The organism is Natronococcus jeotgali DSM 18795, from assembly GCF_000337695.1.
Classification (GTDB): Archaea; Halobacteriota; Halobacteria; order Halobacteriales; family Natrialbaceae; genus Natronococcus; species Natronococcus jeotgali.
The window spans coordinates 85,189-93,341 of the sequence record NZ_AOIA01000018.1 but is presented as its reverse complement, the minus strand read 5'-3'; the positions used below and the strand labels follow the sequence as shown (position 1 = coordinate 93,341).

General features: G+C 68.6%; 7 protein-coding genes and 1 pseudogene. 6 read left to right on the top strand and 2 right to left on the bottom strand.

Annotated features, from left to right (window positions below; genetic code table 11):
• The 5 genes and pseudogenes from C492_RS01620 to C492_RS01600 form a co-directional block, all read left to right on the top strand.
• Positions 1-653: pseudogene (locus C492_RS01620) on the top strand (DUF354 domain-containing protein); the annotation flags it as partial.
• Complete coding sequence (locus C492_RS01615; protein ID WP_008419890.1) at positions 650-1,534, top strand: polysaccharide deacetylase family protein; 885 nt, start codon at positions 650-652, stop codon at positions 1,532-1,534. The pseudogene C492_RS01620 and the gene C492_RS01615, both read left to right, overlap by 4 nt.
• A gap of 159 nt (positions 1,535-1,693) precedes the next feature.
• Complete coding sequence (locus C492_RS01610; RefSeq protein ID WP_008419888.1) at positions 1,694-2,065, top strand: SHOCT domain-containing protein; 372 nt, start codon at positions 1,694-1,696, stop codon at positions 2,063-2,065.
• A 5-nt stretch (positions 2,066-2,070) separates the two neighbouring features.
• Complete coding sequence (locus C492_RS01605) at positions 2,071-3,462, top strand: permease (RefSeq protein WP_049892605.1); 1,392 nt, start codon at positions 2,071-2,073, stop codon at positions 3,460-3,462.
• 143 nt (positions 3,463-3,605) lie between these two features.
• Positions 3,606-4,361 (top strand): sulfite exporter TauE/SafE family protein, encoded by a 756-nt coding sequence (locus tag C492_RS01600; protein WP_008419883.1) that lies wholly within the window; start codon positions 3,606-3,608, stop codon positions 4,359-4,361.
• 3 nt (positions 4,362-4,364) lie between these two features.
• Here C492_RS01600 and C492_RS01595 read toward each other — a convergent pair whose 3' ends face one another.
• The gene (locus C492_RS01595) at positions 4,365-5,279 is read right to left on the bottom strand and encodes a hypothetical protein (RefSeq protein ID WP_008419882.1); all 915 of its coding nucleotides are present in this window, start codon (positions 5,277-5,279) and stop codon (positions 4,365-4,367) included.
• 300 nt (positions 5,280-5,579) lie between these two features.
• Here C492_RS01595 and C492_RS01590 point away from each other — a divergent pair, with 300 nt between their 5' ends.
• Positions 5,580-6,797: a carboxylate--amine ligase gene (locus C492_RS01590; protein WP_008419880.1), complete on the top strand. Its 1,218-nt coding sequence runs from the start codon at positions 5,580-5,582 to the stop codon at positions 6,795-6,797.
• Here the strand turns inward: C492_RS01590 and C492_RS01585 are convergent.
• Positions 6,784-8,091: a twin-arginine translocation signal domain-containing protein gene (locus C492_RS01585; protein WP_008419878.1), complete on the bottom strand. Its 1,308-nt coding sequence runs from the start codon at positions 8,089-8,091 to the stop codon at positions 6,784-6,786. The two genes, C492_RS01590 and C492_RS01585, sit on opposite strands and share 14 nt — an antisense overlap.
• Positions 8,092-8,153: the final 62 nt, after the last annotated feature.

Sequence of the window (8,153 nt, the reverse complement as noted above, 5' to 3'; positions counted from 1 at the left end):
CCCACCACCGCCGGTACCCCGGCTACCACGAGCTGGCGTACCTCCACCCCGACCGGTTCGAACCCGACCCCGCGGTGCCGGCGGCGGTCGGCTCCGACGACGGTCCGCTGGTCGTGCTCCGGCTCGTCTCCTGGACGGCGGCCCACGACGTCGGCCGCGGCGGCGTGGGCGACCTCGAGCGGGTGATCGCCGGCCTCGAGCGCTTCGGCGCGACGGTTCGGATCTCCGCCGAGGGTCGGCTCCCGCCGGCGCTCGCGACGCGGCGCTTCGAGCTTCCGGCCCACCGGATTCACGACCTGCTCGCCCGCGCGGACCTGTTCCTCGGCGAGAGCGCGACGATGGCCGCCGAGAGCGCGCTGCTCGGGACCCCCGCGCTGTACGTCTCCGGGCTGCGAGCCGGCGTCCTCGAGGAACTCGAGCGTCGCTACCGCCTGCTCCGGTGGCTCTCCGAGGGGAGCCGCCCGGACGAGATCCTTTCGCACGCCCGCGAGCTCCTCGAGATTCGCGAGTCGACCCTGGCGAGCCGACGCCGTCGGCTCCTCGCCGAGCGCATCGACGCGACCGACCTCGTCGTCGCGGTCGTCGAGGACGCCGCCGGCGCCGCGGGGACGGCGACCCAGAAGCCGTCCGTCCCGGAGGTCGTCCGTCGGTGACCGACGCCTTCGAGGACCGCGAGTTCGCCCTCTGTCTCACCCACGACGTCGACCGCGTCTTCAAGACTTACCAGGCGCCGTACTACGCCGTCCGCGAGCGCGACCCTTCCCACCTCCGGTCGCTGGTCGCCGACGAGCGACCCTACTGGCAGTTCGAGGCGGTGATGGCCCTCGAGGACGACCTCGGCGTTCGCTCGTCGTGGTACGTCCTCAACGAGCGGTCGCTGCTGGAGCGCTCTCCCCGCGAGTGGCTCCGCCCCGAGAGCTGGACGCTCTACGCGGGACGGTACGACCCCACGGACCCGGAGCTGGTCGACGCCGTCCGCGCCCTCGAGCGGGGCGGCTGGGAGGTCGGCCTCCACGGCTCCTACGACTCCGCCGACGACCGGGAACGGCTCTGCTACGAGAAGCGCGTCCTCGAGGACGTCCTCGGCGAACCGATCGTCGGCGGTCGCCAGCACTACCTGAACCTCGTCGGGCGACGCACCTGGGAGCACCACCGCGCGATCGGACTGCGCTACGACGCCAGCTACGGCTCGAGCACGAACTACGGGTTCGACGGGCGCTACGACGTGCTCCGGCCGTTCGACGACGCCTTCGTCGTCTTCCCGCTGACGCTGATGGAGCGCGCGCTGGTCCCGTCGGCGCCCTCGCTCGAGTGGGCCTGGCGGGAGTGCCGACGGCTGCTCGAGGAGGCCCACGAGCACGACGCCGTGATGACCGTGCTCTGGCACCCCCGGTACTTCAACGAGGACGAGTTCCCGGGCTACCGCACGCTCTACGAACGGCTGATCCGCGAGGCGAAGGCGATGGGCGCCTGGATCGGCCCCTGCGGGGAGTGCTACGACCTGCTCGAGCGACGGCGGGAGGCGTCGTCGTGACGGTAGATCGATGTTCGGAATTACTCATGCAATGCCAAAGTAGATTGCATTTCAATGGTTGAGGAGGCATTAGCTTTGTCATCATAAGGGCAACGGCATTGAACGATGCTCCCGTAGCTATACCTGGGATCGCGTTTCGACGCAACTCGTAGGAAAATCATGACTACCGATACAACCGATCGGCAACTCGTCTGGGTCATCCTTGCAATCGCTGCTGCCCTCGTGGCCTTTCCTATGTTCGCCATGGGGTTCGGCATGATGGGGGCTGGACCGATGATGGACGGGACGTGGGGCACCGGCATGTGGGGTGTGGCTGGAGCGCCCGGATGGATGCTCATCGTCGGCGTTGGGATGCAGCTCCTCTTCCTCGCCGTCATCGTCGGGGCCGTCTACCTCGGCTATCGAGCGGTGACCGCGCAGGATGAAGCGTCTGACCCTGCACTCGAGGAGCTTCGGGCTGCCTATGCACGCGGCGACCTGAGCGACGAGGAATACGAACGACGGCGGGATCGACTCGAAACCGAACCGTAGTACCGATCGTGTTGGCGACACCGGGAACAGAGGTGTTCGAGGCCCTCCGGATTGGGATCGGCTTCCTCTGGACGGCGGCGTGGGCGATCATCACGGGGCTGGTGATCACCAGTTTCGTCCAGCTCTACGTCTCAAAAGAGCGAATGGCCGCCGTGCTCGGTGACGGCGACGTAGCCGGTATCACGAAGGCCACGCTGTTCGGCGCTGCCAGCAGCGGCTGTAGCTTCGGGGCCGTCGCCATCGGGAAAGGGCTGTTCAAGAAAGGTGCCCACGTCGTGAACTTTCTGGCGTTCATGTTTGCCTCGACGAACCTCATCGTCGAGCTCGGTTTGATGATCCTGATCCTGCTCGGCTGGGAGTTCCTCGTCGCCGAGTTACTGGGTGGCCTCGTCCTTATCGCCGTAATGGCGGTCATCGTCCATCTGACGCTTCCGGAGCCCCTCTTCGAGCAGGTTCGCGGCGAATTGAATCAGCGAGATCACGACCACGGCGTGACCGAGGATCCGACGTGCGGGATGGAAGGGAAAGACGAGTATTCGCTCGTCACAGGCGGCGGAGAAACGGTGAAGTTCTGTTCGAAGGGGTGTATGGAGACCTATCTTCAGGAGGCGGCCAGTAGCGGTGGCTGGCGGGACGAACTGCTGTCGTGGGGCGGCTGGTACAAGGTCGGCAACCAGTACCGCAAGGAGTGGTCGATGCTCTACAAGGATGTGATTGCGGGCTTCCTGATCTCAGGGTTCATCATCGTGTTCGTCCCACAGTGGATGTGGAACGCGCTCTTTCTCCAGGGAGACGGTTTGCTGGTCAGCGCCGAGAACGCGGTCATGGGCGTTGCCATCGCCATCATCAGTTTCGTCGGTAGCATGGGGAATGTCCCGTTCGCCGTCGCGCTCTGGGGTGGCGGTGTGAGTTTCGCTGGTGTCATCGCCTTCGTCTACGCCGACCTCATCACGATCCCGGTGCTCAACGTGTACCGGAAGTACTACGGCTGGAAGGTGATGCTGTACATTCTCGGCGTGTTCTTCGTGACGATGGCGTTCACGGGCTTTCTCATGGAACAGCTGTTCGACGTATTGGGGATCGTTCCCGATCTCGCCGGTGGCATGACTGCGAGCGAGCAGACCTATTTCGAACTGAACTACACGTTCTACCTCAACCTGATCGCGTTCTCGCTCTCGGGATTCCTCCTCTACGTGTACCGAAGCGGGCTGGGAGCTCCCGGCGAGTACCGGGATCCGGTCTGTGGGATGCGGACCGACGAGGGTGACCCAAGCGTCACTTACGATGACGATACGTACCACTTCTGTTCAGAGACCTGCAAGAGAACGTTCGAGAAAACGCCCGACGAGTTCGCTAGGATCGATCCGAACACCTCCGGTGCTCACGACAATCACTGACAGGTCGATGGCGCGAATCGTTTCGGAACCCGCCACCGCAGTGTGATCTCGTTGTCCGTCGACTCGCCCGAGCGAGTCGATCGACCGTTGACAGGCAAGGCCAACCCCTACCCGTCCCTGCAGAGTACGCCCGCTCGAGACACGTGGTCGTCGCTACCGAAGTGCTGATCGCGCTGGTCGTCCTGGCCTTCCTCGGCGGGATCGTCGTCGCCACGATCGGCCCCGGGGGCATCCTCATCGTCACCGGGCTCTACCTGCTGACCTCGCTGTCGGGCGCGGAGGTCGCGGGTACCTCGAGTGCCGTCTTCACGGTCGGCGCGGTGCTTGGCAGCCTCGTCTACGCGCGCTCGGGCGAGATCGACTGGTGGATCGCGGGCGTGGTCGGCGCCGCCGCCGCGGCGGGCACCTGGGTCGGCGTCCAGGCCAACGCCTACCTCTCGCGGGCGCTGTACGGGCTCGTGCTGGCGGCGCTGCTGGCCGTCGTCGGCGTCACGATCGTCTACCGCGAGCACCGCGACCTCGAGCCCCGCCTCGAGCTCGGCCGCGGCGGGTGGGACACCGCGGGGTTCGTCGCGGTCGGGCTCGTGATCGGCGTCGCGGGCGGCCTGCTGGGGATCGGCGGCGCGGCGCTGTCGGCCCCGGCGCTGGTGCTGGTCGGCGTGCCGATGCTCGCGACGATCGCGGTCACGCAGGTCGTCGTCGTGGCCACGGCGCTGTTTACGGCCGTCAACTACCTGCTGCTGGACGCGATCGTGACCTCGCTGTTCGTCCCGATCACGCTCGCCTACCTGGCCGGCGTCGGACTCGGCTGGTGGCTCGCCCACCGGGCCGAGCCGGGTCGGCTCAAGCTCGCGCTCGGCGTCGCGCTGATCGGGCTGGCGGGCTCGCTGGTCGTCTGAGTCCTACTCGAGCGCGCGCCGGGCTCGCTCGCGGCCCATCCCGAGGCCGATCTGGTGGTCGCCGTAGTAGAGCGCGCCGCCGCCGCTGCCGATCATGTAGCCGAGCGGACCGACGGCCTCGATGCGGTTGTCGTCGCTGGTGGTAAACCGCATCGACGCGTCCTCGAAGGCGAGCTCGCCGTTGACCCAGTAGCGCATCTCGCCGTCGGCCGCGGCCGTGCCGCCGTCGTAGGAGTTGGTGACGACGTGGCACTCGATCTCGTTCCAGGCGTCCATCTCCACGACGGCGTCGGTCATCTGGAAGTCGCTCGAGCCGTCCATGTGGTAGGCGTACGAGAAGAACTTGTACCCCTCCGGCGCGGGCGAGTCGTTCCGGTTGGCGAACCCGATGGCGTTCGACCAGCCGTTCTCGCCGGTGGCCGTGCCGCCGCCGGAGGAGCCCCCGCCGTTGGTCAGCGGCGCCCAGAACATCCGAACCGTGTCGTCGGCGCCCAGTTCGAACCCTTCGGGGTAGACGGTAAACCGGGTGTAGATCTCGTCCTGTTGCTCGCCGACGTGCTCGGGGAAGCGGTACTCGCAGTTCGCGATCTTCGAGTCGCCCGTGAACTCCGTCCGCAGCGACCGGTCGTGGCGCGTCGTCCGATCGGCGACGAACTCCGGGACGTACGACCCCCGAACGTCGTTGACGTCGTAGACCGCGTTCGGCTCGGCGTACTCGTCGTAGTCGACCCCGATCACCGACGAATCGGTCTCGGCCGCTGCGGTCGAGCTCGTTCCCGCGCCGACGCCCAGGGTGGCCAGCGCTCCCCCGGCCAGCCCCAGGTACGATCGCCGGCCGAGCGCGCGGTCGCTCCCCCCGCGAGCGCTCTCGGTGCGCGTCTCCTCGGATCGTCCTCGAGCCGGGTGCTGTCGTTCCATGCGCTCGGGAAACGGGCGACTACGTCTATAAATTTTCTCTTTCGATAGAATGTAAGAAAATCCGAAACTGATTCTGCCTGGCCGGATCCTGTGTAACGTTTGACCGGTGTGTCGGCCCAAATAGCTCGAGCGGAAACCTCTGATTACGAGGGCTCACCGCGCGGTTCACCGACCCAATCCGTCGTTACGAGCGCCGAGGGCTCGAGGGCGAGTCCGAGCGCGGCGGGCAACGTGCCGTTTCGCTCGGGCGGGCGGCGAGACGATCGCGATCCCTTTCCGCGGGGCCGTCGCCCTCGCGGTATGCGCTCGGAGCCGCGGGTGCTGGTGCTCGACGGCGACTACCCCACCTCGCTGGCGATCGCCCGGGAGCTCTCGGCGGATCTCGACGCGACGATCGTCGGCGCGGGGACCTCCCCCCACAGCCGACTCGCTCGCTCGCGGTACTGCGACGTCCCCGCCGCGATCCCGTCGCCGGACGATCCCCGCTACCTCGAGGGCGTCCGCGCCGTCCTCGAGGTCCACCGCCCCGACCTCGTGCTCCCCGTCGGCTACGGGTCCGCCGCCGCGCTCGAGTCGGCCCGCGGGGACCTCCCGGCGTTCGTCTCGACCTGTCTCCCCGATCCGGACGCCTTCGAGACCGCGGCCGACAAGCGGGAGACGGCGGAGCTGGCGACGGCGCTCGGGATCGACGTTCCCCGCGACCACTCGGAACTCGTCGCAACCCTCGATTCGGAGGGTCGGGAGCCGGGCGCGCTCGAGGCGCTCGCGTTCCCGGTCTTCTGCAAGGCCCGCCGGGAGGCCGGCGGCGGGGGCGAGACGACCGCGCGGGTCGCGGACCCGGAACGGTTCTGGACGGTCTACGACCGCCTCGCGGCCGCCTCGCCGACGGGGGAGGTGCTCGTTCAGGAGTCGATCGACGGCTCGGCGTCGACGTACGGCTGCGGGCTGTTCCGCCTGGACGGCGCGGTCGAACTCCGGATGGCCCACGAGGAGCTGCGGTCGGTCCCCCGCCGGGGCGGTAGCGGCACGCACCTCCGGCTGCGTCGGGATCCCCCCCTCGAGTCGGCGGCGACCGCGCTGCTCGGGGAACTCGAGTGGCGCGGGGTCGCCCTCGTCGAGTGCAAGCGCCGCGAGGACGGCGAGCTCGTCCTGATGGAGATCAACCCGAAGTTCTGGGCTTCCTACGCGCTGGCCAGCGCCCACGGCTACCGGTTCGCCTCGCGGCTGGTCGCGCGGACGCTCGGGCTCGAGGACCGCCTCCCCGACCGATCGCCCGAGCCGACGGGGGAGATGACGTTCCCGCTGCGGGAGCTGTACCACTACGCGCGACACCGCGAGGAGGAGCGACTGCTCGAGTGTCTGGGCGCGGTCGCGAGGCCGGGCGTCCCCTGGAACGTCGACCGATCGGACCTGGGGGCGTGGCTGACGCCGCCGGCTGCCGTCCTCGAGAAGCTACCGGGCGGGACCGCCGAGCCGAGCGACGCCGACCGCGAGGCGGTCGCGTTCACTCGTCGGTAGGCGACTCCGGGTAGTCGTCGGGGTCGACCTCGTCGCCGCCGACCCACAGCTCGTCGGGGGCGGGGTCGGCCTCGAGGGCGACGACCGCGCCGTCGAAGAGGTAGCCGTCGACGCTCTTCGGCGACGCGGTCGCCTCGGCGGTCGCGTACCCGCCCTCGGACTCGTCGGCCGGGACGATCTCGACGGTGTCGTTGTACGTCGCCTGGTGGTCGTCGGCGTTGCTCCAGTCGGTGTGGACGACCGCGCCGTCGACGAAGAGACGGTAGGTCGCGGGCTCCTCGCCGTTGACGTAGGTCACTCGCCCGTCGTAGTCGTCCATGTTCGCCGGGTCCTCGAAGTGAGGGTGGCGGTCGTAGGGCGGGATCTCCGGGACCTCCTCCGCGAGCAGCTCGTGCTCGTCGTAGTAGATCGCCAGGTCCGCCGGCGCGGTCTCGCCCCCGCCGTAGCGCACGAGCGCTCCGGCGTACTCGACGGCCTGTTCCTCGACCGTCGTCCACCGGAAGTCCGTTCGCTCGTAGGCCAGCTCGCCGTCGATCCAGCACCGGGCCTCGCCGTCGGGTACCGCCTCGCCGCCCTCGATCGAGTTCATCGCGACCGCGGTCTCGAGGGCGAACCACTCGTCGGCGGGCACCCGCGTCTCGGTCAGCTCGAACTCCCCGCTCGCGGACGGCTGATCGAGGTGGTAGGTGTAGGCCGCGAGCGCGTACCCGTCGGCCGACGGCTCCCCCCGGTTCGCGACCGCCAGCATGCTCGACCAGCCGTCGGTGCCCGAGGGCCGTCCGCGACCGCCCGAGCCCTGCACGCCGGCCTCCGTGTTCAGCCCGAGCGTCCAGAACCGACAGACGTCGTCCGTCCGCATCTCCCAACCGTCGCCGAGTCGAACCATCGCCCGCTGACGGACCGCACCGGGCTGGCCGTACCCGTTCTCGGGGAACCAGTAGGCGGCGTTGCTCCCGTTGTTCTCGCCGCGGGGAATCTCGCAGCGCAGCGCCTGTCCCCCGTCGAACGTGTGGTTGTCGACGAACGAGAACGACGCGGGGTCGCCCGTCCAGACGCGGTAGGCGTCGCTCGGCGTCTCGAGCCCGTCGTACTCGACGTCGACGAACGCGACGTCCTCGGCGTCGGCCCGATCCGCGAGCGAGTCGTCGAACCCGGTCGACCCGTCGTCCGCGGGCGGTTCCGACTCGTCGTCCCTCGGCTCCTCGGGATCCTCGTAGTCGCCCCTCGGACATCCCGCGAGCGCGATCGCCGCGGCGACGGCGCCGCCGGATTTCAGGACGGTTCGACGATCCACCCTCGGAGGCAGGGGACGACGGTGCTATAGCGTTCGCCACCGTCGCCGCGGGAAGTCAGAGA